The following is a 22989-nucleotide window of genomic DNA, read 5'->3' as shown; positions in this document are numbered from 1 at the left end:
GGTTGATGATAAGCGATAAGGGTAGGGTATACTGAATCGGTAAAGTGACTCAGAGAAGTTGGGTGCGTTGCATAAACCAGAACGAATAAAAGAATGCGAGACGCACCGAATTCGTGCGTAACGCATAGACGTGAATGAATCCAGACGGAAACGTCTGGTTTTTTGCACGAATCAAGATGATATACCATTCCCCCGCCATACCAGAGGGAGGACGACGGAAGCCACTTATGCTTAGCGATAGTGAGAGCGAACGTATATTAACACAGAGGGAGTTATTAACATATGGATACAATGAATGCTCCGGGTGATGTCCCTTTGGTTGTTATGAACAGAGGTGAGTTGACGGAAAACGTCCATCGAGGACGAATTAGCATCGTTTCGGCCGTAAACGGGAAGTCGATCGATTGTTGGGGCGACGTTCAAGCTCTGACCTACATTAGATCGACCGCGAAGCCGATTCAGGCGTTAGCTTCGCTATTGGACGGGGCCGCGGAAGCTTACGGCTTCGAAGATCGCCATCTGGCGTTGATGACCGCTTCGCATAGGGGAAGCCGACAGCAGCTTGCCGTGTTAGAAGAAATCCTTGCCCTAACAGGGTTGGAAGAGGATTTACTTGCGATCCATCCGGGAATGCCGATCGGGCGCAAGGACAGGGACGAATGGGTTGCTTCCGGAGGAAAACCCCGTAAGCTGTTCCATACTTGCGCAGGTAAACACTTAGGCGTGCTCGCTTGGTCCAAACTCAAAGGCTGGCCGTTGGAGGGATATATCCATCCGGAGCATCCTGCGCAGATGGAGATTATCCGTCGATTGAAGCTGTGGGCGGGGGGTACGGGAGCAGGAGTAGGTGAGGGATCTGGAGCAGGAGCAGGTGAGGTGTTTGGAGTAGGTACAGGAGCAGATGAGGGAGCTGGAGTAGGGGCAGGTAATGGTGAAGGGGCATGTGCAGGAGCGGATAATGTTACGGTTGGCAAAGATGGTTGCGGGTTTCCCGTTGCGGCGATACCTCTTGAGCAACTTGGTTTCGCATACGGCAGGCTTGCGTGCCCGGAACTCGGACACGATTCGGAGACGGCTAAAGTCGTAAGCCGTATTACCGGCGCTATGAACGCTTATCCGGAGCTAGTGGAAGGACGTAATCGCTTGGCAAGCATTCTTCTGACGGACGCTAACGTCGTTGCCAAGAGCGGAGCGCACGGGGTGTTCACGTTCGGGCTCCGGAATGAACAACTAGGCGTTGCCATCGCGGTAAGCAATGGAACGGAGATCGCTTGGCCTCACATCGTCAAGGCCGTTCTTCAGCGGATCGGCGGAATATCGGAAGAAACGAAGCGCAAGCTGGAGCAGACGTTTCCGACGGAATTCCTTAACGATGTCGGCGAGGTCGCCGGTAAGTGGCAAGCTGTGTTTTAGAGCGATGTCGATATGCTTACTCGCCAATGCTCCCTCTCATTGTCGCAAAATGCGACTATGGCTAGGCGAAGCAGTCAAAGCGCTCTCTCATTGTCGCAAAATGCGACTATGGTGAGGCAAAGCAGTCAAACCGTCCTCTCATTGTCGCAAAATACGACTATGGCGAGGCCAACCGGACAAACCGTCCTCTCATTGTCGCAAAATGCGACTATGGCGAGGCCAACCGGACAAACCGCCCTCTCATTGTCGCAAAATGCGACTATGGCGAGGCCAACCGGACGAACCGTCCTCTCATTGTCGCAAAATACGACTAAGGCGAGGCCAACCAGACGAACCGCCCGTTACGCAATGCTTAACGATTATGTCTGTAGCGCCCTCCCGACCGAAACCCGGTATTCGGTCGGAGATTGGCCGTGCAAGCGGCGGAATTGCTTAGAGAAATAGAGCGCGTCTTGGAATCCGGCGGATGAAGCGATTTGCTCGACGGTGAGTTCCGGACGTTCCCGCAGCAGGCGTTTGCCGTGGTCGACCCGCAGCTTCGTTAAGAAAGTAACCGGCGAGATGCCGACGCGCTGCTTGAACAAGCGGGACAGATATGCGCGGTTATAACCTAGCGTCTCCGCCATTCCTTCGATCGTTACGGGCTCGGCATATTGAGTGGACAGGTAACCGACGACTTGCCGGACTAATTCCTCGCTGTGCGAATCCGGGCGCAGAGGCGTATTCATGCTCTCCGAGGTAGCTTCATGAAGGCTTGCGAACAGCAGATGAAGATGCCCGGAGGCGATGAGCGAGGCGGAACCGCCGCGTTCGCGGAACGCTTCGAAGATGGAGCGGCATCGTTCGGCAGGGAGTTTGCTTGAACCGGAATTCACGATCGGATGCTCGAGGTCGAGTCCCGCTTCGGCAACGAGAGATGCCGATTGCGTACCCGCAAAGGCGACCCATCGGTAACGCCAAGGATCCTGCTCGTCCGATACGTAATGGAACAGCTGTCCGGGATGGATGAGGAAGCTGTCCCCGACGGAGAGCTCCGCTTCGATCTTCCCGATTCGGAACTTCCCTTTGCCCGATACCACATGATGAAGCAAGTAATAGTCGACGACTTTAGGGCCAATGCGATGCAATGGCCTTGTTTGGCTTTCTCCCGCGAACAGGACGGTCAATTCGCGGGCCGTAAAGTTGACGGGATTGGATACGACCCGGTACGTGGCGATTTTGCTCATTAAGTAACGGCCCCCAAACGGAACAATCTGCAGTAATGATAACACGAATCAGCTCTATTTTCTCCTCGCGAAGTCACATTTCTCCATATAGAAAGCATATCATGCCATTTCGCGAATCTCGCGAATTTCGTTATAATAAGACCATAAGACGATATTCCAAGGAGAGTTGATATTCCCAATGGCACAGCTAACGGAGTTGAAACAGAAGTTCATCGAACAATTCGGCGCAAGCGAATCCAATATCTCGATCTTTCAAGCGCCTGGCCGGGTTAATCTGATCGGCGAACACACGGATTATAACGGCGGTTCGGTTTTTCCGGCTGCGCTGACGTTCGGAACGACGTTGCTTATTGCTCCGAGAGAAGATCGCACGCTCGGGTTCGCATCGACGAATTTCCCGTTAACGACGGAAATCCCGCTCGATAACGTAGCTTTTAATGAAGCGGACGACTGGGCGAATTACCCGAAGGGGATCGTCTGGGAGCTCAAGCAAAGGGGAATCGACCTGAGCCGCGGGTATAACCTCCTGTATCATGGAGAGATTCCGAACGGAGCGGGCTTATCTTCTTCGGCTTCCATCGAAGTCGTTACGGCTTTCGCCTTGCTTACAATGGAGGGGAAACCTACGGATACGGTCCAGATCGCGCTCTGGTCTCAGCACGCGGAAAATGAGTTTGTGGGCGTCAAATGCGGCATCATGGATCAATTCGCCGTAGCTAACGGCCGCAAAGACCATGCGATTATACTAGATTGCGATACTTTGAAATATGAACTCGTTCCTTTCGAATCAGGAGATTACAAGCTGGTCATCGGCAATACGAACAAACGCCGCGGACTCGTGGACTCCAAATATAATGAACGCCGTTCCCAATGCGAACAGGCCGTTCAAGATCTGAAACAGTCTTTTCCCGAACTTACTTTGCTTGGCCAATTGACTTTGGAGGAGTATCGGACGAACGAGCATCTGATCCAGGACGAGACCGTTCGCCGCCGCGCCCGCCATGTCGTCGAGGAAATTAACCGCGTCGCGAGCTCGATGGAAGTTCTGAAGAACAACGACTTGGCCGCGTTCGGACAATTGATGAACGGCTCGCACGATTCCTTGCGCGATCTCTACGAAGTAACCGGTATCGAGCTCGATACGATGGTAGACGCTGCTCGTTCCGTTCCGGGCGTTCTGGGATCCCGGATGACGGGTGCCGGATTCGGGGGCTGCACGGTATCGTTGGTACACCAAGATTCCGTTGAACGGTTCATAGCCGAAGTCGGGAGCAAGTACGAAGCGGCAACGGGGCTGCAACCGGCATTCTATGTATGCGACATCGGCGACGGAGTTCGCCAAATCGAAGGGGAGGCGTAAATTATGGCAGTTCTCGTTACGGGCGGAGCCGGATATATCGGTTCTCACGCGGTTGCGGCTTTGTTGGAGAGAGGCGAGCAAGTCGTTATCGTCGATAATTTGTACCAAGGGCATAGAGACGCCGTTCTTGGCGGAAAGCTGTACGAAGGAGATTTGCGCGACGCGGATTTTCTGGCGACCGTATTTCGGGAGAACGATATCGACGGCGTGATCCATTTCGCGGCCAACTCCTTGGTCGGCGAAAGCATGAAGGATCCGGGCAAATACTATCATAATAACGTCTACGGAACATTATGCCTGCTAGAACAGATGCAGAAGGCCGGCGTTTCGCGTATCGTTTTTTCTTCTACGGCCGCCACGTACGGAGAGCCGGAAAAAGTACCGATCGACGAATACGACCGTACCGTACCTACGAACGCATACGGGGAAACGAAACTCGCCATGGAGAAAATGATTCGCTGGTTCGATGTTGCCCACGGAATCAAGTTCGTGTCTTTGCGTTATTTCAACGCGGCCGGAGCTCACGTTTCCGGTCGGATCGGCGAGGACCATAACCCGGAATCCCACTTGGTTCCGCTAGTTCTGCAAGTTGCCCTTGGACAACGCGAGCATATTTCGGTGTTTGGCGACGACTACCCAACGGAAGACGGCACGTGCATACGCGATTACATTCATGTCAGCGACTTGGCGGATGCCCATATTTTAGCTCTGGAGCGGCTTCGCAAAGGAGAGGAAAGCGCCATCTATAACCTGGGCAGCGGCAATGGATATTCGGTTAAACAAGTGATCGACGTATCCAGACAGGTTACCGGTCATGCGATTCCGGCTAAGATCGAGCCTCGGCGCGCGGGAGACCCCGCCGTACTTATCGCCTCGTCGGAACGTGCCCGCCGTGAGCTGGGTTGGACGCCAAGCCGCTATAAACTGGAAGATATCGTATCCAGCTCGTGGGAATGGCACCGCGCGCATCCTAACGGTTACGAGAAGTAAGGGGAGGTAAAGGCATGAAAGAGGATTCCGCATCGATCCCGGCGGCAACATCCGAACATTCGCTAGCGGAAGCGATCGAGAAATTGGTTGCTTTCGCGCTTCATAACGGACTTATAGAACGACTGGATTACGATGCGGCGCGTAACGCGCTGCTGGATCTGATTGTCGTTAAGGAGCCGGCGGAAAACGTACGGGTTGAAGCGGATAAGCTTCCGGATAGCCCGGTTCCGCTGCTGGAACCTTTATTGGATGCGGCGGTCGCGAAGGGGCTTTTACCGGATGACACGTTAACGTTCAGGGATCTGTTCGACGCCCGGATCATGGGGTTATTAATGCCGCGACCGTCCGAGACGAATCGGCAGTTCCAGAGTATTAGCGCTGCGGAGGGTGTTGTCAGGGCTACGGATTGGTTCTATAAACTGAATATCGATTCCAATTATATTCGCATGGATCGCATTCGGAAGAACGGTTATTGGAAACATCGTACCCCCGACGGAGAGCTAGAGATTACGGTTAACTTATCCAAGCCGGAGAAGGATCCGAAGGAGATCGCCCTGCTTAAGACGTTACCGCAGTCCAACTATCCGAAATGTTTGCTATGCAAAGAGAACGTCGGTTATGCCGGTCGTCCGGATCATCCCGCTCGTCAGAATTTACGGGTTCTGCCGGTTTCGCTTCAGGGGGAGTCCTGGTTTTTCCAGTACTCGCCGTACGTTTACTATAACGAGCACAGCATCATTTTTTGCGGAGAGCATGTTCCGATGAAAATTTCTCCGGTTACGTTCGAACGGCTGCTCGATTTCGTCGAGCAATTCCCGCACTATTTTATCGGCTCCAACGCCGATCTTCCTATCGTGGGCGGGTCGATATTGAACCACGATCATTTCCAAGGGGGACGCCATGTATTCCCGATGGAGACGGCTCCCGTGCTGGAATGGCTGAGCAGTTCATCCGAGCCCGAAGTCACTTTGGGCGTAGTTCAATGGCCGATGTCCGTACTTCGTTTACGTTCGAGCAATCGTCGGGCCATCCTTAATGTTGCCGCAGACATACTGGCTAAGTGGAGAGGTTACAGCGATCCTTCGGCTGACATTCTCGCACATACCGATCGAGATTCGGGGCGAACGGAACATAACACGGTAACGCCGATTGCCAGGGTTAAGGATAACGGGGAATACGAGCTGGATTTGGTTCTCCGGAACAATCGGACTAGCGCGGAGCACCCGGACGGCATATTTCATCCTCATCGGGAGCTCCATCACATCAAGAAGGAAAATATCGGGTTGATCGAAGTGATGGGGTTAGCGGTATTGCCGGGAAGGCTCGAGCTTGAACTCGGACAGATCGCGGACATACTGACGGGTCGAACTCCTTACGAGGAGTCGGCGATCGCCGCGCCGGAGCATCCGCTGAATAAACACGCGGACTGGATCTGGACGTTGGTCGATCTGTACGGTACGGATGGCTCCGACGCCGCCGTTCAACTGCTGCTTCAAGCGGACGTAGGGGATAAGTTCTACGCCGTCCTGCAAGACGCCGGAGTATACAAAGGGACCGAAAGCGGAAGAGCGGCGTTCTATCGTTTTCTCGGAGCATCGGCGATTATCGCATCGCGTTAGAACATACGTACTACGCTTATTATCGGAGAGGGGAACAACAGCCGGATGTCACTATCGAACGTTTCGATCCAAGAAGTTCAGCATGACAAGTGGGGGCGCTGCGTGTCGTTGAGCAATGGAAGAGCGGAACTGCTCGCCACCTTGGATTTCGGCCCGCGCATCATCCACCTTTCCTCGCAAGGGGGAGTTAATCTTTTCTTCGAAGACGACAACCAAGAAATTCAACAGGGCGGCGATGCATTCGTACCGGTTGGCGGCGGGAGCTGGAACATCTACGGAGGGCACCGTTTATGGACGAGCCCTGAACGGATTCCGCGCGCGACGTATCCCGATAACGACCCCGTCGATTGGGAGAAGTCCGGAGAGGGTGCGATCGTGCTGCGTCCGAAGGAAGAGCGTTGGAATCAGGTTCGGAAGGAAATCGAGCTTCGCTTGGATATTTCCTCTCCGGCCATCCGGGTCGTTCATCGCGTAACGAACACGGGCGCTTGGCCGATCTCATTCGCTCCATGGGCATTGTCCGTTATGGGGGCAGGCGGACGCGCAGTAGTCCCGATGACCGGAGCGGACAACGGACTTCTGCCGAATCGTAGATTTATTATGTGGCCTTATAATCGATTGAACGATTCCCGAATATCCTTCACGGAATCGGAATTGATCGTCGATCAAGGGGAAGGCCCGACGCCTTATAAGTTCGGTAGCGATAATGAAGCGGGATGGGCAGCTTACAGCAACCACGGGGATACGTTTATCAAAAGCTATAAGCCGGTCGCAGGCGGAAACTACCCGGATTTCGGAGTATCGTTCGAATTGTATACGAACAGCCTGATGTTGGAGCTGGAGACGTTAGGCGAATTGCAAGAGGTCGACTCCGGTGCGACCGTTGAGCATACGGAGACGTGGCAAGTCGTCCAGGGGCTGGACTTGCGGGCGATAGGCTTGGAAGATGCCGTCTCCAAGTTACAACCTTACGTCACACGGTAGTTGCCGTTATGTTAGACTTGGATTCGTGAAACGTAAAACCCGCCCGCGGATCGACGCGAGGCGGGTTTTGGCTCTTATAGCTGCTTTCAGGAGGTAAGCAACGAAGAGGATGCCAAGTCGCTATTCGTCTCCGATAACAATTCGATCAGATGGCGGATGGCGGGATTCAGCCATTTTTTCTTATGATGAATGACTTGCGTATAGAAAATAATGTCGGGATGAGAGAAGGGCAAAGCAACCAATCTTTGTTCGATTAATTCGCGGACTACCGATATTTCGGGCACTAGAGCAATTCCGAGTCCATAACTTACGCACTGCTTGATGGCTTCAAGGCTGCCGAACTCATGGTGAATATGATAGGTGACGCCATTCTGGCCGAGCAACCGTTCGAAGGCGGCTCGGTAAGAACAACCTTGCTCCGTAACGATGAGAAATTGACCGTCCAACTCGGCGACGCTGACCTGATCTGACGCGCAAAGGGGATGCCCCGGATTGGCGACGAGCACGAGAGGTTCTCTGCGAATAATGATCGATTCGATATCGTCGTCAATGAACGGTCGGTGAAGAAGAATGCCCAAGTCTATTTCTCCCGATCTGATGGATTGCAGGATGTTCGATTCGAGGGCGGGATGGACTTGTAAATTGATTTCCGGGAAGCTTTGCAGAAAACGGTGAAACAATGGAGGGAGGTAGAAGGCCATAAGCGATTCGATCGTACCGATTTCCAGGTTTCCCTTGGCTTGCCGGGCGATAAGCCGCTTGGAATCGTCGTACATTTTCACGATATGCTGGAAAGTTTCGCGCAACTGCTCTCCTGCCGAGGTTAGCTTCATCGTGCGCCCGTATCGCTCGAATAGCACGACTCCGTACTCGTTTTCTAACTTCTGGATTTGCGCGGTTACGCTGGATTGAACGTATCCGAGGTTTTCCGCCGCTTTCGTGAAGCTTTGGCAACGCGCGACTTCCAAGAAAGATCTCATGTATAATAAATCCACGCGATAACATCGCCCCTTTCACGACACGATAAACCTCTTAAGTTCGTCTGATCAGGTTAACGATGATAAGACGAACTAGCCGCATGATCCTTGCGGTCACGCGCGGTCGAATGGCTACGACTTCCAAACCATCCAAACCGTGTTTCTGCTGCATTGCGAGCAACCGTTGATTGCTTTCCCATATTTTATAGTTAACATACTCTTGGATCAACATCTTTTTCGCCCCCCGCTCTATATTTGTTAAACATCATATCAGCGCCGCGGGGGAACGAGTTAGCGAACCTTTTTCATGACATGCATCATTTTTTTCGATGGAAACGCAATCAATTTCTAGACAATCCATCGAAGCGGGGAAATCGGAAAAAACAAAGAGGCCCCCCCTAGCTTATCGCTTGTTGGGCAGCCTCTTATCCACTTATTCTCATCGCCGATGCTTATACCCGCAATCTGCCAAGCTCGGATACGAGCGCTTCGACTTCGCTTATGCTGAATCGTTCTTTGGAGTTTACCATATCGTAAATATCTTTAAGATCCTCGTACTTATCGACGGTAAAACTCGAGGCTTGCATAGCCGCGCCCGTTGCCATTCGCAGCTTTGTTTTAATCGCCTCGATCATATATTCGACGTTTTGTTGCGTCGGTTGATTTAAGTCCATGGATAACTTCCTCTCATGCATGATTAGTTATGCTGTGAATTGTACAGTAAATTGTATTGTTCATTGTACCATACTATAACGGACAGCCGCTAAAAACGTTTGATATGCGATAAAGTGGCATTCGGAAGGACGGAATGGTAACCTGAAAGAAATGAACCGATCGAAGCGGGAAAGAGGATGACAGGATGTTAGATCGCGTTGCGCCATCCGCCGAGCGAGTCGATGCGGCAGGGCTGTTCGCCTTCTTGGGACGAATCGCCGCCATACATAGGAAGGAAGAAGTGACATTCCTGTGCATCGGTACCGATCGCTCGACGGGGGATAGTCTAGGGCCGTGGGTCGGAACGTTGTTAGAGGAACAGGGCTTTACCAGGGTCATAGGAACGTTGAAGGAGCCGTGCGACGCGAATAGCCTTCCTCGGATAGTGTCTAACTTGGAAGGAAAGGGTACAATTATTGCGATAGACGCTTGTTTGGGCCGTTCCGAAAATATAGGCGCGTATCTGGTCAGGCAAGGACCGTTAATCCCGGCGCAATCGGTTAATAGAGGATTCGGCGCCGTAGGGGAGTTCAGCATTGCGGGAGTCGTGAACGCGACCAGCTTAAAGCCTTACTGGACTTTGCAATCCACTTCGCTTTATCGCGTCATGGGGATGGCTAACGAAATCTCGGCAGCGATCGGTCGGATGTGGCGAACATGAACCTAATATGAAGGGGTGTACGATATGAATAAAATTAAACTTTCCACGGGTACGACCTTAGCTTACGTTGAAGCGGGAAATGGCCGACCCATCGTCGTTCTGCATGGTTTTTGCGGAAGCCATAGCTATTGGGACGAAGTGTTGCCTTTACTGGCGGTCCACGGTAGGGTTATCGCTCCGGATCTTCGCGGACACGGCGAGTCGACGGCCGGAGAGGGCGTATATGCCATGGAGAAATTAGCGGAAGACTTGGCGGCGCTCATGGACGAGCTCGAATTACCGCAAATCGATCTCATCGGACATTCGTTAGGCGGTTACATAGCGTTAGCGTTCGCGGAGAAGTATCCGGAGCGATTGCGTACGATCGGATTAGCGCACTCGACGGCATACCCCGATACCGAACAGGCGAAGGAGAATCGGCTTAAAGCGGCATCCGCGATCAGGCAGGACGGAATCGTTCCTTTCGTGGACGGTCTCGTTCCGAAGTTGTTTACGGCCGAACATCGGTCAAACCTGTCCGAACAACTCGGGAAAGCGAAAGCCATCGGTTACGGAACGTCCGTCGATGGAGCCGCCGGCTGCGCTTTAGGCATGAGAGACCGGCGAGATCGGGTTGATGTGCTGGAACGGTTGGAGGTTCCTATCCTGTTGCTCGCGGGCGAGCTTGACGAAGTGATTCCGCCGGACAAAAGATTTCCGGTGTCGAAAGACAATGTGACGAAGATTACGCTTGAGGGCGTTGCTCATATGGGAATGATGGAGAATCCGCAGGCATTCGCGGCAAATGTCGGCGAATTTCTGGAACGGAATAGGGGGATCTGAAGTGTTTGAACGCGATTATTTAATTCGATTGCTCACCCAAGCGGGACTTGTACTCGGAAAGGCTATGGGGCTGAAAGAGCAGAAGAAGCAGAAGGAAGCGCTCGATTTGATCGACGAGTTTCTCGGCAAAGAACTGCGGCTTCGGTCCCGTCTTGCCATCGGCTTATCGGATCAAGATCTATTATCGATGCTATCGGTAACGGGAAATCCGAACGCCGAATCGGTAGCCGTCGTTGCGGCGTTCCTGCAGCAAGAGGCGGATCTGCTCGAAGATCTTGGGCAAACGGACGATAGTCTTCCAAGATACGAGAAAGCGCTGCGCTTGAACCTGTATCTGATCCGGAACGATATGGAAATCGAAGTCGCGGAGTGGAACGTTCGCGATCGCATAGCGCAATTGCTGGCGGCGCTTTCCCCTTACGAACTCGATACGACGACGAAATCGTCTTTATGGCCGTGGCACGAATCGAACGGCGAGTTCACGGATGCCGAAGATTTGTTATATGAGCTTAGGGAAGAGGGGGAAGTCACGGCGGAAGAAGGCGCCGCTTTCTACGAAAGACTTTCCTCCCGCGACGATTCCGTGCTCGAGGCGGGCGGAATGCCAAGAAGCGAGATGGAAGAAGGGCGCAGGCAATGGGATGCCCTAACGAAGGAGAATGTTTAAATGAACGGTAAGGCTCAACCAAGGGAATGGCTCTCTTTTTTAGATGAAATCGTGAGCGAAAGCTCTCTCATACAAGCCTCATTCAGTTCGCCGAGGCGCAAGGACGAGGAGATTCCGAAGAAGCTGACGGTTCGTCCGGTCAAGCTGAAGACGGGACTGTTCTATCAATTCGAACGTCATCTGCACAACAAAGCGTTTCACGACAACGTAGCCGCCGATCGGGTGCGGGAGCAACTTCAAACGACGATGGAGCAGTATAAGCAAGCCCTATTCAAAACTTCGTCGGCCGATGTTCAGATTCTAGCGAATAAGAAAGGCGAGCTGTCCCTCATTACTCATTCGAGAACGACCAAGAGAGAGGCAGCGCCGCAAGAGCATAACCGAACGAAGTCCTATGTCTTGCAGGACGGGGAACGGATCCCGTTCTTGATCTCCCTTGGCGTTATGACGTCGGAAGGGCGGGTCGTGAAGGCGAAGTACGATAAGTTTAGGCAAATCAATCGTTTTCTCGAGATGGTGTCCGACGTCATAGCCGACTTGCCTCGCGGCAAACCGTTGACGATCGTGGACTTCGGGTGCGGCAAATCTTATCTGACCTTCGCGTTATACCATCTGCTGGCGATTAAAGAGGAACTTCCGGTTCGCATTATCGGTTTGGATCTCAAGAAGGATGTCATCGAGACTTGTTCCAAACTGGCGGAAGAGTTGAAATGGGACAACTTGACCTTCATGGTCGGCGATATCTCGGACTATGAAGGGCACTCATCCGTCGATATGGTCGTAACGCTCCATGCTTGCGATACGGCTACGGACGCCGCATTGCTTAAAGCCATTGGATGGGGAGCGAGCGTGATTCTCTCCGTACCTTGCTGTCAGCACGAGTTGTTTCGTCAAATCTCGCAACCCGTCTTGAAGCCGCTGTTAAAGCACGGCCTTCTTAAGGAGCGCTTCTCCGCGCTCGTGACGGATGCCGTTCGGGCCAATTTGCTTGAAATCGCGGGCTACAGGACGCAGTTGCTGGAATTCATCGATTTGGAGCACACGCCGAAAAACATTCTCATCCGTGCGGTAAAAGTCGGAAAAACGGATGTCGCGGAGCTCGAAAGGGAGTATGCACAATTTAGGGATTTTATGGGCATTAAACCTTTTATGGAAAAACAATGAAGTGAATACGTCTAAGGTCACAAAAATAAGGTAAAAAAGTCCCTTAATTATCGTAAATTTTGATTAAAGATGTAAGTTTTCAAGGCCAAGCGGTTGTCGATAAAAGCTGGGATATGGTAAAATCAAACAAGCTTATCCATTTTTAAAATATAGCACTTTCTGAAAAGGTGAATGCCTTGGGCTTACAATGGACTGATTTTATCCTTTTTGTGATGCTATTTATTTTGTTTATCGGCGTAATCGCTTTTAATAGAATTACCCAGACGCACAAAGTATATTTGGCCTTTCACTTTGTTATGATGTTATGGCCTCTAGGCCAATTCGCGGTAAAGCTGACGGATTATCCGGACGTCCAGCTCTTCTTCATTAACATGTCCTTCGTAGCGATGGGAATGCTCGGGCCGGGTTGGCTGCTATTCGTCTTTTTTCTTACCGGACGAGCCGCCCAGTTGAAGGTTAGCAGAATACTCTACTATATATTGCCGGCGGCTATCTGCGTGGTCGGCGCTCTTTGGAATCCCAACTATCAATTCATGTCTCCCGTATCGGGAAGTTATTTGGATCGGATGTACGGGCCGCTGTTCTGGTTGCTCGTGCTGATTCAATTCGCTTACTTCTTCACCGCGTTGATGAGCATGTTCCATACGCTTAAGACGGTTAGTTCCATCAATCAGCGGAGACAGCTTGCAACCGCTTTAATCGGCATGTTCGTCTTAACGGGCTTCGGGCTTCTGGACGTGCTCGTTAACGTGTTATTGGCGCAGTGGATGCCGGTCATTCCGGGATTGCTGGCGTTAGGTATCCTATTGTCCGACTTGTGCTTCGTTATCGCGATCTACCGTTTTGGAATGTTCGACATTCTAAGCATGGCTCAGAGGGATATCTTCGAACATATGACGACGGGTATCATCGTCGTGGACGAGAACGGCAAAGTGCTCGAAGTGAACAAAGGGGCGTCTCCGTTCGTCCAATCGGTCAAAGGCGAAACGTTCGAAATGGAGAAGTTTCTAGCTCCGTTGCAAGCGCAGGGGGAAGCGTACGAGTTCTTATATCGTTACCTTCATCATCCTTACGAGAAAATGCAAATGGAGTTTTCCTTGCAAGAAAGCGCGGGACGGCATGTATCCATTCAGATTTCTCCCGTGTTGGATGATCGAAGAACGTTGCTCGGCCGCATCATTACGTTCCATGACGTCACGGAGCTGCGGAAGCTTGTCGTCGAGATGAATCGGAAGAACGAGGCGCTGCACGAGCGGAATCTGGAACTGATCACGATTCAGGAAGAATTGTTCCGGGTCAACCAGAAGCTCGAACAAATGGCGGTCACGGACGGGTTGACCGGATGCTTTAACCGCAGGTACTTGATGCAGCAGTTGGAGCATGAAGTATTGCTCAATATGAGATACCAGATTCCGTTTGCTATTTTCCTATTCGATATCGATCATTTCAAGCAGATAAACGATAAATACGGACATTTGGTCGGTGACGAAGTCATTCGTAGCACGGCCGATATCGTTCGCACGAAACTGCGCAGAACGGATATTCTGGCTCGGTATGGCGGAGAAGAGTTTACGATTTATTTGCCGCATACGAATCGCGAACAATCGGAGCTGTTGGCGGAGAGAATCATGCTCGCGGTCGGGGACAATTGGGTCGATGCCGGCACGGAGAAGGTACACGTAACGATTAGCATGGGCGTTCTCTCGGAATCGAGCGAGGACCTCCGGTTCGACGATCCGAAGGAATATTTGCGCGAGGTATTTTCCAGCGCGGATTCCGCGTTGTACAAAGCGAAGAACGAAGGAAGAAACCGTGTCGTCATGGCGCGATAACCGCAATATTTTACGCGAATTTTCATAGAAATCTATGTCGCGACTAAAGGTAATATGGTACAATCGTTCCAAGATTAATCATTGGGTCGGATACCGAAAGACGATAAAGGCAAACTTGCTGAAAAGCAAGGACGCAAAGCCACAGGGTCTAATGTTCTCGCGAACGATGACAGCCTGGCTGCCGAAGGGTCCTTAGTGGATGAATAAGGCGAATCAGGCTGCTTCCAATCGGAGGCGGCCTTTTTTTATAAGTTAGTTGTCATAGAAAGGTGGTTTGGCGGGGATGACTCAAACGGGAGACAACAAGTATTCGATGTCCGAGTTAGACAAGGAATTGCTTCCGTTAAACGTGCTGCTGCATTGCCGAACCGTCGTCGAAGGGAAGAACTTTGTTACGACTGGCATTATGACCCATCTTGAGGGAGAACTCTTCGAAGTCGAGCTCCCGGAATACGATCAGTTCGAGCTAGGGGAGAATGTAAAACTAACGGTGTATTCCCCGGCGGGTATCCAATCGATGCCTTCGATCGTATTCGCCAAGTATGAAGGCGCGATTGCTCTGCTTCAGCCGCCGGACGTACAGAAGCGGTTTAAGGAGAGGCGAGAGCATCCAAGGGTAGAGATCAGCGGTAATGCTCAAATCATGCACGTGGTGAGCGATTCGGGAGAAGAAATGCCCTTGAACAACGAAGCCGAACTGACGATACACGACATAAGTATCTCGGGGATCAGCTTTTCCGGATTGGACTCCCCTCATTTTGCCGCGAAATCGCGTTTGAAGGCCAAGATCGAGATCGGCTTCGGATTTAATTGCGAGTTGGAGATCGTTCGTCGGGAACGGCATGATAACCGGATGCACTGCGGGGCTAAGATGCACGTACTCGAGCCGGAGATGCTTCGTCCGCTCAGGGCGTTGATTCTACGGCAACAGGTGCAGAAGAACGCCCAATCGCGTAAAGATCACAGCAGGAAACGTAACTTTAACGGTTGAGATTGGAATAAAACGAAACGATTCAGGCCCATCGAGAGGCCTGTTTTTGTTTTATCCCGTTCGCGTGACGAAGAACGCCGCGAAACTTTCGCGGATTCGTCATAAAATGGACGAAGGGGTAGGAGGGTGTCCGTGATGGCAAGCTCCTCTGTCACATACATTGAATCAAACGTGGCAAAGGAGTGATTTTATGGCTGTCCAACGTCTCAAACCCTTGCGAATTGATTCGAAAAAATCTCGAATCGTGAAACGGGCAAAAGCTCCTTTTCGTGCAAGAAACTTGGGTACTCGACCAACCTTTCATCGTCTGACCGTCGTTTGGGTGCAAAATAACGGAGTACCCTTCGATACGACCGGCTTTTTCGCGCGTCTGTCTCGCGGCAACGTTCTCGTATCCACGGCGCACTTCGATCGGTTCGGCGTCGTTCGCTTCAATAACATCGGTACGCTTACGAACGTAGCGTTCACGCTCAGAGTATTTAACAGAAACGGAGTCTTGTTCCGTACGCGCACGATCCCGGCCGGCGTGCAAACTTTCGCTATTATCGGATAATAATAGAGCGGTTGATTAAACGGAATAAGGGTTGGGCAGAAGGAATACGCTGCCCAACCCTTATTCGCGAGTAGTTTAGCCGCCGAACGCATCGCGGAACGCTTGCATCAGCTTCGCGCGATCGACGTTCCAGAGCTCGGCGATCTCGCCGCTGACTTCTTCGTCCCACCAATCCGCAAGCGCTTTGCGGTTGCTTCGGTTCTCCGTAATCCACATCAAATTCCCAATGACCCGCTTCACGTAAAGCTCTTCTGCCTGCTTAACAAGAAGGGCGGGGACGTGTTGCTTCAAACGTTTCACCGTACGATAGAGCTCTTTTCCGCATGCCCTGCGAATGGTTCGCGGACTTGGAAGAGGCGAGGAATGCTTCTCCTGGAACATCTTCATCCGGCTTCACCCAACCTCTTTTTCCATACCCTATGCATGGAATGAAGGGAAGGTCACTCGTTAGTGCACGACGATGTAACCGACCATGGGGCCGCCCGATTTCGAATCGGCATGGGTTTGACAGACAATCGAGTAAGTACCGGCTTCTTTAGGCGTAAAGCGGACGATCGTCGTTTTGCCTTTGTTGATTTCTCCGGAAACGTTTAAGCCCTCGATGACGAACGGATGGGACTGGCCGTTGATACCGGAAATGCGCAATTCGACGGGCTCGCCTTTCTGGACGACGACGGTACCGGGATAGAACAGATACGTTTCGAGCTTCTTGCCGCTATCCAGCGTAGCCGTAAACTCGCCCGTAACCAGCTGAATGACATTGGCGTTCGCGTTTGCGTTCGCGCTATCTCCCATCGGAGCCAAAGCAGGCTTGGATTGCTGCCAACCGATGTATGCGCCGGCCAAGATGACGACAGCCGCGATCACCGTGTACAACTGAATTTTCTTGCGGTTTAATATAACGATTTTGCTCATTCCGCTCTCTCCTCTTCAACTTTGTCCACCTATCGCAGTCTATGCATGGGCCCGTCCGGTCATGACAAGCCTGCAACGATTTTGTCAGAGGTTCGTATAACTGGAAGGAGACCGTTGCCGTATGCTAGAATAGAGACGGTAATTAAGGGAAAGAAAGCAGGTTTTGTGCCATGATGGATACGTTGCATGATTGGTTGGCCCAGTTATTGATTTGGATCGAGAGTTTAGGTTATTGGGGCATTATTATCGGACTTGCGATTGAAGTCATTCCTAGCGAAATCGTATTAGGCTACGCGGGATATCTTGTGTTTCAAGACGTGATCTCCTTTCCGGTTGCCGTCATTTGCGGAGTTATCGGAGCAATTTTGCAACAATGGCTGCTTTACGCGATCGGCCGTTACGGAGGCAGACCGTTCGTCGACAAGTTCGGCAAATATTTACACCTGAAGTCCAAGCATATCGATATCGCGGAAAAATGGTTTGAGAAGTACGGCCCGATGATCGTATTCACGGGGCGGTTCGTGCCCGTCATGCGTCAAGTAGTGTCCATCCCGGCTGGGATGGCGAGGATGAATCTGTGGCAATTTACTTGGCTTACGACGTTGGCATCCATTCCTTGGTCCATCTTGTTCGTATGGTTAGGCTCGTCTCTGGGCGAGAATTGGGAGAAAATCGACGAAAAAGCGGCTCCTTATGTTCAACCTGTTATTCTGATCGCGCTTGCACTGTTAGTCGTGTTTTTCGTGTATCAATATTTGCGTAGAAGAGGCAAAACGATTTAAAATAAATCATACTTTCAAACCTGAGAGGGGATTATTCCGCATGAGTCAATTGATCGCGAGCAAATTACATAAAGGGCTTACGCCAAGTCAATTCGTAGAAGCGATGAGCAAGAATCAAGACACATTCCAATCCTGGTTTAATCAGTTTCAATGGAACGATGCCGAGTTGGAAGAGTTCTACGAATCCTTGAACAATCGCGACGATCTGCGTTGCCTGATTATTGCCGCCGATTGGTGCGGAGATGTCGTCCGCAACGTGCCCGTCGTGTTCCAAGCGATGGAGAAAGCCGGAATTCCGACGGAAGTATTGATCATGGAAGAGCACCTGGACCTGATGGATCAGCATCTGACAATGGGCGGACGCGCGATACCTGTCGTGCTGTTCACGGATACGGGCGGACATCTTCTAGGGAAGTGGGGCGCTCGTCCGAAATACGTACAGGAAGTCATGAACGAATTCAAAGCGGCTAATCCCGATCGGGAAGCTGCGGACTATCAAGAAAAAATCGCGGTAGCAAGACAGGAAATGGGACGTCGCTACGGAGAGGATACCGGCTATCAGACGATTATTTTGCAGGAAATTCGCGAAATATTGTCCGGGGTTTGAGGTCGATAACCGATGCTGACATTTCAACGTTACTCGTTAGGAGCCTTGCAGACGAATGCTTACGTCGTCGTTAACTCGGAGCGCACGCGTGCCGTGGTCATTGATCCGGGAACGGCGGACGGGGCTTTGATCCGCAAGCTCGACGGATTGAAGGTAGAAGCGATTTTACTGACGCATGCCCATTTCGACCATATCGGCGGCGTGGACGCATTGCGCAAAAGATATAGCTGCCCTGTCTATATTCATTCGGCCGAGAAAGACTGGCTGACCGACGCGGGGAAAAACGGCTCGACGCGTTGGGCGGAAGTTACTCCGCCGATCATGACCGAATTGCCGGAACAACTGCTGACCGACGGACTGAAGCTTGAGTTGATCGGAGAAACCTTTCACGTGAAGCATACGCCTGGGCATTCCCCGGGCAGCGTGAGCTTCCTGGTCGGCGATCTTGTTTTCGCCGGAGACGCGTTATTTCACCGCTCGATCGGACGCACGGATTTGCCGGGAGGCAACCAAGAGCAGTTGTATCGTTCGATACGGGAGAAGCTTTACGTATTGCCCGAGGATACGCTAGTTCTGCCCGGACATGGGCAGGAAACGACCATCGGCGACGAGCGGCGCGAGAATCCTTTCGTTAGATAATAGGCAACAGTTGTCGTTAATTGCAAAAAAAAGGCTTTACAGGTGTTCGGGCTTTTGATATAGTGAGCCTTGTCAAGCCCCTATAGGCTACTTGTTCGCTGCGAAGAACGCAGGCGATGAAGGAAAATTCCTTCTACGCTTGCGTTCTTTTTTTATTTTTCGGAGAAGAGGGTGATCGGATGAACAGGCGTAGACAGCTTGCGATTAGTTTATCGGCGGCGGTCTTGTCGGGACTGCTTGTATATGGCGTGTACCTGGTTCAACTCAAGCAGATTCAATTGGAAGAGACTGCGGAGGTCGTCGTTCCGAAGCGATTCATCGCGACGGGGACGAAGCTGGAACCGGAGCATTTAACGATCGTTTCGTTGCCGCGTTCGGCCGTATCCTCGGAGATGATTACCGACGCGTCGGAAGCGGTCGGAATGGAAACTTCCATGCCTCTAGGCGGCAACGAGCCTTTGCTGCGTTGGAAGGTAGACAAGTATCGCTTGCTGCCGAGCGCCGGGCAATCTACCTTCCAGATCCCGAGGGAATACGTCAAATCGGTTTCCAACGGAATACGCGCCGGGGATGAGGTCGTCGTTTATTTGTCGGACGAGACGACGGCATCGCGCAAGCTATATCCGGACGCGATCCGAGTTGCCGGAGTGAAGACCGCGGCGAATCTAGAGATCGACAATCCGAAAAACCCCAATTTACTTTCCATGGCCAACGATGACAAGGAAGGAATGTACACCTCGAGGCGGGACGCCAACGGGACGATCGATGCAATCAACTTGAACTTGACCGAAGAGCAATGGTTAGCGATGGATACGGCTTGCAAAGGCGGAACCGCTAAGCTGATCATCGCTTTCCAGGCTTCGTCAATAAAGGAGGATGAACAGTAATGTCGGGACGATTGGCGGCTTTTGCAGGCTCGACGCCGAATATCGGCACATCTCTGACGGCATTCGGAACGGCTTACCGCATCGCGGCGCTAACCGGGCGCAAGGTAGGGTACTTATGTCTGAATTTGAAAAGCGCCAAAACCCACTTGTATCTCGGAGTAGACAAGCCGGACGTTACGTTAGACGGGGTAAGGCCCGAATTAAGAGCGGGTACTCTTACCGGAGACAAGCTCAGGCAATATGCCTTCCGTTCACCCAAACTCGGGGGATTGCACGTCTTGTTCGGCAATATGGTGAGGGAGCAGGCGGAGTATTACGAACCCGCTGATATGCAGCGATTGCTTGCGGCCTCCAGGGAAGCATTCGATCTGACGATCGCGGACGTGAGCGCTTATTGGGACAATGCCGCGACCGTATGCGCGATGAGAGAAGCGGATGACCGATTTCTGGTCACGACGGACAGCCTAAGCCATTTTCAAGAAGATATTCATCGTTGGACCGGTCAGGTAGGCTCGCAATTCGGGATGATGCCGGATCAATTCCAGCTCGTATTGCTGCACAATAACCATCGGAAGACGGGGGGATTTGGGATGAAGGAAATTCGCAAAGAAACCGGGTGTACCGAATTTACGGAGTTGAAGCTGCTGGAAAGCGTTCATTTGCAATTGGATAGCGGCAGATTGGACGAATGGCTGGCGGCGGAAGAAAGGAATGCGGCTGCTTTCGACGCGGTAGCGAATCCGCTTCTCAACCGGTTGAACTGGGCGCAGAGACTGCAGAAGACGGATCGTCCTTGGCTGCGAAGGCTGATGGTTCACAGACGGAGGGGCAAGTGAGCGCCGATAACGCCGCGAAGCGGTTTTCCTCTACCGCGTATGCGGCTAATCTGCAAACCGTATCCAACAAATCGGTCGTAGCTAACGGGGATAAGCCGGACGGTTTGTCTAGCCTTAGAGCTTATACGGAGGAAGTGCGCCATATGCTCGCGACTCCGAGAGGTTGGAGCGAGGAGGAGCGTCGGCGATATGCCGAGAAGTTGAACCGGGCGGTAATCGGGTTTCCTCAGGAACGCACCGAGATGCTTGCGATTATTTCCGATTGGATTATCCGCAAGCGGCTGCAGCACGTAGCCTTCGGCAGCTTGCCCTATGCGACCTTGGCGGAAGCGCTATTCGCGGAAGTCATCGGGATGAACGTGCTGGAGCTTGTGTTGCGAAACCGGGAGGGGCTGGAGGAAGTGCAAGTCGTCGGTACCCGGATCTTCGAAGTGCGGGACGGCAAAGCAACGGCTTCTCCCTATCGCTTTCAGGAACTGAGCCATGTGGAGAGAATTCAGCAGAACCTGGTGCTGTTCAATAACGATAGGATCAACCCCCGCAAGCGTTGGGCGGAAGTGCTTCTGTTAGATGGCTCTCGCGTTACTTTGACGGGATTCGGGTTTACCGCGCAGCCAACGTTGACCATCCGGTTGTATACGGTGAAACGGTTTAATCTGGAGACGTTATGCAAACCGGAGTATCGAACGATGGATGAACGCGTCCGCGAGCTGTTGCTCGTTATCGTGCGTAGCCGATTGAATATGGTCGTGATCGGGGCGACGAATACGGGTAAGACCCACCTGATTAAGGCGTTGATCTCCGAAATGCCCGATGAAGAAAGAATCGTGACGATCGAGAGTCGGTACGAGCTGATGTTGGCAAGAGACTTCCCGGATAAGAACGTCGTGGAATACGAGTCCGACGAGGACGATCCTCTCCATGGTCCGCGTCAAGCGTTTAAGCTGGCCTTACGACAATCCCCGCAACGAATATGCCATGCGGAGATCAGGGACGAGGACGCCAATATCTACGTGCGTGCTTGTACGCGCGGACATGAAGGGAGCATCACGTCTGTTCATGCCAACGGTTTGGAAGACGTGCCGGATACGATTACCGACATGTGCATGCTTGACGGCAGAGGGATGAATCCCGTCTCGATGATTAGGCGCATTACGGAGCATGTGACGCATATCGGATTCGAGATGCGCATGATCGACGGGGTACGAAAGCTGGTGCGGGTAGGGGAATTCGAATGGCTTGACGGGGCGGTCCGAATCAGGGATCTGGTCCGATACGAAGAAACTACCGGACAATGGACATTTCCGGAGTCGTTCTCGACGAAGGCTCTACAGAAGATATCCAGGATGGAGCCGGTAGGTTTGCGAGCGATAGAGAAACTATCATCCGGGGGAACGGCCTTATGTTGAAGATAGCGATCATTTCACTCATCGGGGTGCTGTTTCTCCTGCTGTACGTGAGTTTCCGATTCGGAATTTTGGCTTGGTGGGATGGTCAATCCCGCAAAAAAAGATTAAAAGCGAGTCATTCCAATCGATGGAGCGCGGATCTGTCGCACCAATGGACGAGGCTGAGCAAACCGCACCGGCATATCTCGGATCTGATGTTGGCGTTGGGATGGCGGATGAAGCCGCAAGGCTTCGTTATCTGCTCGCTGGCGATGGGGTCACTTGGAATTGCTGCGGGTATTCTCGTTTTTCAATCGTTCCGATCGGTCGTGATTCTTATCTGCGTCTTAGGATGTCTGCCTTATCTGTTGCTTAGGATGTCCTTAATCAATAGACAAATGGCGACCAGACTGGAGTTTCTTCCCGCCGTGGAAATGTTCTACCAGAGCTATCTCATTACCGGATGCAGACATATTCGGATTGCTTTGCAGAAAACGGTAGAAGAGCGTCGCCTCCCCGGAGAAGTTCAAGCGGTATTCGAACAGCTATATCGGAATTTATCGGTGAAAGGAGATGACGAGGGAAGCTTACGCCGGTTTTCATTGTCTTTCGGCAGCATGTGGTCCGATTATTTCGGCAGCATTCTTAAGGTGGCGCTGGAGGAAGGGAACAACGTTTCGGATAATCTGAAGGAGTTGATATCCGATATGCGCAAAGCCCAATTAGCCAATCAGGTGGAACGCCATCGACTGTTGGAGATTCGGTTGGCTAACTTTGCTCCTATTATGTTCCTGGCACTGTTCGTAGGAGTTAACTTTCGTTTGAACCCGGAAGGAAGTTACCAGTATTACATCTTGGATTCGGGAGGTAGGGGGATGCTGCTGAATGCCGTTGTTCTGCTGTTCGGGTCGCTGATGATGGGACTCTATCTATCTCGCAGAGAAATATAGGAGAGGGGGGCG

The 22989-nt window shown here is 52.0% G+C and carries 25 protein-coding genes and 1 riboswitch; of the genes, 19 read left to right on the top strand and 6 right to left on the bottom strand.

The annotated features are described in order from the left end of the window. Positions 1–282: 282 nt before the first annotated feature. On the top strand, positions 283–1413 hold the full coding sequence (locus tag HH215_RS14980) for an asparaginase (protein WP_169280633.1): 1131 nt from the start codon (positions 283–285) through the stop codon (positions 1411–1413). 359 nt (positions 1414–1772) lie between these two features. Here the strand turns inward: HH215_RS14980 and HH215_RS14975 are convergent, their stop codons facing one another. Further along, positions 1773–2639 carry an AraC family transcriptional regulator gene (locus tag HH215_RS14975; RefSeq protein WP_169280632.1) on the bottom strand — a complete coding sequence of 289 codons (867 nt, stop codon included), beginning with the start codon at positions 2637–2639 and terminating at the stop codon, positions 1773–1775. Positions 2640–2817: 178 nt separating this feature from the next. Here HH215_RS14975 and HH215_RS14970 point away from each other — a divergent pair, with 178 nt between their 5' ends. From HH215_RS14970 to HH215_RS14955, 4 genes are read left to right on the top strand one after another with little or no spacing between them, the layout of a single operon-like run. After that, positions 2818–3999 (top strand): galactokinase, encoded by a 1182-nt coding sequence (locus HH215_RS14970; RefSeq protein ID WP_169280631.1) that lies wholly within the window; start codon positions 2818–2820, stop codon positions 3997–3999. Positions 4000–4002: 3 nt separating this feature from the next. Further along, on the top strand, positions 4003–4989 hold the full coding sequence (galE, locus tag HH215_RS14965; RefSeq protein ID WP_169280630.1) for a UDP-glucose 4-epimerase GalE: 987 nt from the start codon (positions 4003–4005) through the stop codon (positions 4987–4989). A gap of 14 nt (positions 4990–5003) precedes the next feature. Continuing rightward, positions 5004–6608 carry a UDP-glucose--hexose-1-phosphate uridylyltransferase gene (locus HH215_RS14960; RefSeq protein WP_169280629.1) on the top strand — a complete coding sequence of 535 codons (1605 nt, stop codon included), beginning with the start codon at positions 5004–5006 and terminating at the stop codon, positions 6606–6608. A 45-nt stretch (positions 6609–6653) separates the two neighbouring features. Then, positions 6654–7592, top strand: a complete 939-nt coding sequence (locus tag HH215_RS14955) for a hypothetical protein (protein WP_169280628.1) — start codon at positions 6654–6656, stop codon at positions 7590–7592. A gap of 86 nt (positions 7593–7678) precedes the next feature. On the opposite strand, the gene HH215_RS14950 is transcribed toward HH215_RS14955, so the two are convergent. The 3 genes from HH215_RS14950 to HH215_RS14940 form a co-directional block, all read right to left on the bottom strand. Beyond that, on the bottom strand, positions 7679–8587 hold the full coding sequence (locus tag HH215_RS14950; RefSeq protein WP_169280627.1) for a LysR family transcriptional regulator: 909 nt from the start codon (positions 8585–8587) through the stop codon (positions 7679–7681). Positions 8588–8624: 37 nt separating this feature from the next. Next, positions 8625–8801, bottom strand: a complete 177-nt coding sequence (locus HH215_RS14945; protein ID WP_169280626.1) for a hypothetical protein — start codon at positions 8799–8801, stop codon at positions 8625–8627. Between the two features lie 220 nt (positions 8802–9021). Then, entirely contained in the window at positions 9022–9243 is a 222-nt protein-coding gene (locus HH215_RS14940; RefSeq protein ID WP_169280625.1) for a DUF1128 domain-containing protein, read from the bottom strand. Between the two features lie 185 nt (positions 9244–9428). Between HH215_RS14940 and yyaC the strand changes: the two genes are divergently transcribed. From yyaC to HH215_RS14905, 7 genes are all read left to right on the top strand, one after another. Continuing rightward, a complete protein-coding gene (gene yyaC / locus HH215_RS14935; protein WP_169280624.1) occupies positions 9429–9944 on the top strand; it encodes a spore protease YyaC in 516 nt (171 codons plus the stop codon). A gap of 24 nt (positions 9945–9968) precedes the next feature. Then, the gene (locus tag HH215_RS14930) at positions 9969–10766 is read left to right on the top strand and encodes an alpha/beta fold hydrolase (protein WP_169280623.1); all 798 of its coding nucleotides are present in this window, start codon (positions 9969–9971) and stop codon (positions 10764–10766) included. A 1-nt stretch (position 10767) separates the two neighbouring features. Further along, complete coding sequence (locus HH215_RS14925; protein ID WP_169280622.1) at positions 10768–11433, top strand: DUF6483 family protein; 666 nt, start codon at positions 10768–10770, stop codon at positions 11431–11433. Continuing rightward, positions 11434–12597: a class I SAM-dependent methyltransferase gene (locus tag HH215_RS14920; RefSeq protein WP_169280621.1), complete on the top strand. Its 1164-nt coding sequence runs from the start codon at positions 11434–11436 to the stop codon at positions 12595–12597. 176 nt (positions 12598–12773) lie between these two features. Further along, on the top strand, positions 12774–14429 hold the full coding sequence (locus HH215_RS14915; RefSeq protein ID WP_254450494.1) for a histidine kinase N-terminal 7TM domain-containing diguanylate cyclase: 1656 nt from the start codon (positions 12774–12776) through the stop codon (positions 14427–14429). A 98-nt stretch (positions 14430–14527) separates the two neighbouring features. Next, positions 14528–14615: riboswitch (cyclic di-GMP riboswitch) on the top strand. 97 nt (positions 14616–14712) lie between these two features. Further along, positions 14713–15420, top strand: coding sequence for a PilZ domain-containing protein (locus tag HH215_RS14910; protein WP_169280620.1), 708 nt, complete (start codon positions 14713–14715; stop codon positions 15418–15420). A 190-nt stretch (positions 15421–15610) separates the two neighbouring features. Then, positions 15611–15973 carry a hypothetical protein gene (locus HH215_RS14905; protein ID WP_169280619.1) on the top strand — a complete coding sequence of 121 codons (363 nt, stop codon included), beginning with the start codon at positions 15611–15613 and terminating at the stop codon, positions 15971–15973. A 75-nt stretch (positions 15974–16048) separates the two neighbouring features. On the opposite strand, the gene HH215_RS14900 is transcribed toward HH215_RS14905, so the two are convergent. Then, on the bottom strand, positions 16049–16360 hold the full coding sequence (locus tag HH215_RS14900) for a dehydrogenase (protein WP_169280618.1): 312 nt from the start codon (positions 16358–16360) through the stop codon (positions 16049–16051). Between the two features lie 60 nt (positions 16361–16420). Then, positions 16421–16888 carry a cupredoxin domain-containing protein gene (locus HH215_RS14895; RefSeq protein WP_169280617.1) on the bottom strand — a complete coding sequence of 156 codons (468 nt, stop codon included), beginning with the start codon at positions 16886–16888 and terminating at the stop codon, positions 16421–16423. A gap of 170 nt (positions 16889–17058) precedes the next feature. On the opposite strand from HH215_RS14895, the gene uptA reads away from it, so the two are divergent. The 7 genes from uptA (at position 17059) to HH215_RS14860 (ending at position 22977) form a co-directional block, all read left to right on the top strand. Next, complete coding sequence (uptA, locus tag HH215_RS14890) at positions 17059–17670, top strand: undecaprenyl phosphate transporter UptA (RefSeq protein WP_169280616.1); 612 nt, start codon at positions 17059–17061, stop codon at positions 17668–17670. A gap of 40 nt (positions 17671–17710) precedes the next feature. Next, a complete protein-coding gene (locus tag HH215_RS14885; RefSeq protein ID WP_169280615.1) occupies positions 17711–18277 on the top strand; it encodes a thioredoxin family protein in 567 nt (188 codons plus the stop codon). A 12-nt stretch (positions 18278–18289) separates the two neighbouring features. After that, the gene (locus HH215_RS14880; protein WP_169280614.1) at positions 18290–18916 is read left to right on the top strand and encodes an MBL fold metallo-hydrolase; all 627 of its coding nucleotides are present in this window, start codon (positions 18290–18292) and stop codon (positions 18914–18916) included. A gap of 179 nt (positions 18917–19095) precedes the next feature. After that, a complete protein-coding gene (locus tag HH215_RS14875) occupies positions 19096–19803 on the top strand; it encodes an SAF domain-containing protein (RefSeq protein ID WP_169280613.1) in 708 nt (235 codons plus the stop codon). Continuing rightward, positions 19803–20639, top strand: coding sequence for a CpaE/TadZ family protein (locus tag HH215_RS14870; RefSeq protein ID WP_169280612.1), 837 nt, complete (start codon positions 19803–19805; stop codon positions 20637–20639). The genes HH215_RS14875 and HH215_RS14870 overlap by 1 nt, the downstream gene beginning before the upstream one ends. Continuing rightward, complete coding sequence (locus HH215_RS14865) at positions 20636–22048, top strand: ATPase, T2SS/T4P/T4SS family (RefSeq protein WP_169280611.1); 1413 nt, start codon at positions 20636–20638, stop codon at positions 22046–22048. The genes HH215_RS14870 and HH215_RS14865 overlap by 4 nt, the downstream gene beginning before the upstream one ends. Continuing rightward, positions 22042–22977 (top strand): hypothetical protein, encoded by a 936-nt coding sequence (locus HH215_RS14860; protein ID WP_169280610.1) that lies wholly within the window; start codon positions 22042–22044, stop codon positions 22975–22977. Before HH215_RS14865 ends, HH215_RS14860 begins: the two co-directional genes overlap by 7 nt. Positions 22978–22989: the final 12 nt, after the last annotated feature.

This window comes from Cohnella herbarum (genome assembly GCF_012849095.1).
GTDB lineage: Bacteria > Bacillota > Bacilli > Paenibacillales > Paenibacillaceae > Cohnella > Cohnella herbarum.
Note: the sequence above shows the minus strand (reverse complement) of the source record. Positions and strands in the feature narration are given on the sequence as shown.

Coding starts and splice junctions, on each gene's coding strand:
- HH215_RS14980 (WP_169280633.1), top strand. CDS start 283: ATGGATACAATGAATGCTCCGGGTGATGTCCCTTTGGTTGTTATGAAC.
- HH215_RS14975 (WP_169280632.1), bottom strand. CDS start 2,639: ATGAGCAAAATCGCCACGTACCGGGTCGTATCCAATCCCGTCAACTTT.
- HH215_RS14970 (WP_169280631.1), top strand. CDS start 2,818: ATGGCACAGCTAACGGAGTTGAAACAGAAGTTCATCGAACAATTCGGC.
- galE (WP_169280630.1), top strand. CDS start 4,003: ATGGCAGTTCTCGTTACGGGCGGAGCCGGATATATCGGTTCTCACGCG.
- HH215_RS14960 (WP_169280629.1), top strand. CDS start 5,004: ATGAAAGAGGATTCCGCATCGATCCCGGCGGCAACATCCGAACATTCG.
- HH215_RS14955 (WP_169280628.1), top strand. CDS start 6,654: ATGTCACTATCGAACGTTTCGATCCAAGAAGTTCAGCATGACAAGTGG.
- HH215_RS14945 (WP_169280626.1), bottom strand. CDS start 8,801: ATGTTGATCCAAGAGTATGTTAACTATAAAATATGGGAAAGCAATCAA.
- HH215_RS14940 (WP_169280625.1), bottom strand. CDS start 9,243: ATGGACTTAAATCAACCGACGCAACAAAACGTCGAATATATGATCGAG.
- yyaC (WP_169280624.1), top strand. CDS start 9,429: ATGTTAGATCGCGTTGCGCCATCCGCCGAGCGAGTCGATGCGGCAGGG.
- HH215_RS14930 (WP_169280623.1), top strand. CDS start 9,969: ATGAATAAAATTAAACTTTCCACGGGTACGACCTTAGCTTACGTTGAA.
- HH215_RS14920 (WP_169280621.1), top strand. CDS start 11,434: ATGAACGGTAAGGCTCAACCAAGGGAATGGCTCTCTTTTTTAGATGAA.
- HH215_RS14910 (WP_169280620.1), top strand. CDS start 14,713: ATGACTCAAACGGGAGACAACAAGTATTCGATGTCCGAGTTAGACAAG.
- HH215_RS14905 (WP_169280619.1), top strand. CDS start 15,611: ATGGCTGTCCAACGTCTCAAACCCTTGCGAATTGATTCGAAAAAATCT.
- HH215_RS14900 (WP_169280618.1), bottom strand. CDS start 16,360: ATGAAGATGTTCCAGGAGAAGCATTCCTCGCCTCTTCCAAGTCCGCGA.
- HH215_RS14895 (WP_169280617.1), bottom strand. CDS start 16,888: ATGAGCAAAATCGTTATATTAAACCGCAAGAAAATTCAGTTGTACACG.
- uptA (WP_169280616.1), top strand. CDS start 17,059: ATGATGGATACGTTGCATGATTGGTTGGCCCAGTTATTGATTTGGATC.
- HH215_RS14885 (WP_169280615.1), top strand. CDS start 17,711: ATGAGTCAATTGATCGCGAGCAAATTACATAAAGGGCTTACGCCAAGT.
- HH215_RS14880 (WP_169280614.1), top strand. CDS start 18,290: ATGCTGACATTTCAACGTTACTCGTTAGGAGCCTTGCAGACGAATGCT.
- HH215_RS14875 (WP_169280613.1), top strand. CDS start 19,096: ATGAACAGGCGTAGACAGCTTGCGATTAGTTTATCGGCGGCGGTCTTG.
- HH215_RS14870 (WP_169280612.1), top strand. CDS start 19,803: ATGTCGGGACGATTGGCGGCTTTTGCAGGCTCGACGCCGAATATCGGC.
- HH215_RS14860 (WP_169280610.1), top strand. CDS start 22,042: ATGTTGAAGATAGCGATCATTTCACTCATCGGGGTGCTGTTTCTCCTG.